Here is a 1,585-nt window from a genome sequence, read left to right as displayed (position 1 = left end):
ATTCAGTCCGTTCATTCATAAAATTCATACACGAGAGAGAGTAAACCCATGGAATTAAAGAAAAATTTACCCGCTATTTTTGAAGACTTTGCCGATGCCCGCCAGGCGGCCTTTTTAAAGGCTAAGGCCCTGAAGGACCAGCTGAAAATTGGGGAGCTCAGCAATATGTACGACATCACCGAGCGCATGGCCGCTGCCTCTAAGGTCATTACCCTATGAGGGATTCAGACTATGGCATCATCGCCTTTGAAAACACCCATAGTGCCATGACAGCGGAGCGGGTCCTCACCGGGCTTTTGGACTTTATCCTCATGCCCACCCCCCGGGAAATTGCCGCAGGCTGCGGTATCGCCATGCGGCTTTCCCTTGAGGCGGTGCCTGAGGCCCTGGCCCAGTTGGATACCGCCGGATTCGATTCCTCCCTAAGACAGGCCTACCGTATCATCACGGATGATGGGGCCCCCCGGGCCGAGGCTTTACCGGGCTGATTCAGTCCGTTCATTCATAAAATTCATACACGAGAGAGAGTAAACCCATGGAATTAAAGAAAAATTTACCCGCTATTTTTGAAGACTTTGCCGATGCCCGCCAGGCGGCCTTTTTAAAGGCTAAGGCCCTGAAGGACCAAAACGTCCCCCTCATCGGGATCTTTTGTACCTACTTTCCCCAGGAGCTGGCCATGGCTATGGGCGCCTCCATCGTCGGGCTGTGTGCCACCTCGGATGAAACCATCCCTGAGGCAGAAATGGACCTGCCCCGAAATCTTTGCCCCCTGATTAAATCCAGCTATGGCTTTGGCAAAACGGACAAATGCCCCTTCTTCTACTTCTCCGACCTGGTGGTGGGGGAGACCACCTGCGATGGTAAGAAAAAGATGTACGAGTACCTGGGGGAATTCAAGCCCGTCCATGTGATGCAGCTCCCAAGCGATCAAGGAGAAGCCAGTCTGGCCCTTTGGAAATCCGAAATCATTCGCATGAAGGAAGCCCTGGAGGCCCAGTTCGGTGTCACCATCACCGAGGAAGATATCCGGGGAGCGATTGCACTGAAGAACGATGAACGCCGGGCTCTGAAACACCTTTATGGCCTCATGAAGCAGGACCCCGCCCCGGTACTGGGACAGGACCTCTTCAAGGTCCTTCTCGGCTCCACCTTCGAATTCGACCGCTCAGTGTTGCCTGGAAACCTGACGGCCATTGCCGAAAAAATCCAGAGCGAATACGAAGCGGGTACCGCCGTAGACAAGCGGCCCCGGATTTTAATCACTGGCTGCCCTGTGGGAGGTGCCACGGAAAAGGTCATTAAAGCCATTGAGGATAACGGCGGTGTGGCCGTGGCCTTCGAAAATTGCAATGGTACCAAGGCCGTGGAGGAGCTGGTGGATGAGGATAATCCCGATGTGTACGACGCCCTGGCACGAAAGTATTTAAACATCGGCTGCTCCGTCATGTCTCCCAATCCAAACCGCCTGAAGATGTTAGATACTATGATTGACGACTACGCCGTGGACGGGGTGGTGGAAATGGTGCTGACCGCCTGCCATACCTACGGGGTGGAAGCCCGAAGCATCAAGCGTTTTGTTAAC

General features: G+C 53.8%; 3 protein-coding genes. All 3 read left to right on the top strand.

Translation table 11 applies throughout. The features are described 5' to 3' along the window. The first annotated feature begins 48 nt into the window (after positions 1–48). Complete coding sequence (locus VB081_RS11415) at positions 49–219, top strand: hypothetical protein (protein ID WP_323400938.1); 171 nt, start codon at positions 49–51, stop codon at positions 217–219. Beyond that, complete coding sequence (locus tag VB081_RS11410; protein WP_090307973.1) at positions 216–488, top strand: DUF3343 domain-containing protein; 273 nt, start codon at positions 216–218, stop codon at positions 486–488. Before VB081_RS11415 ends, VB081_RS11410 begins: the two co-directional genes overlap by 4 nt. Before the next feature lie 47 nt (positions 489–535). Beyond that, a partial coding sequence (locus tag VB081_RS11405) for a double-cubane-cluster-containing anaerobic reductase (RefSeq protein ID WP_323400937.1) occupies positions 536–1,585 on the top strand: 1,050 nt, incomplete at its 3' end.

Source organism: Christensenella sp. (assembly GCF_034927525.1).
GTDB lineage: Bacteria > Bacillota > Clostridia > Christensenellales > Christensenellaceae > Christensenella.
Note: the sequence above shows the minus strand (reverse complement) of the source record. Positions and strands in the feature narration are given on the sequence as shown.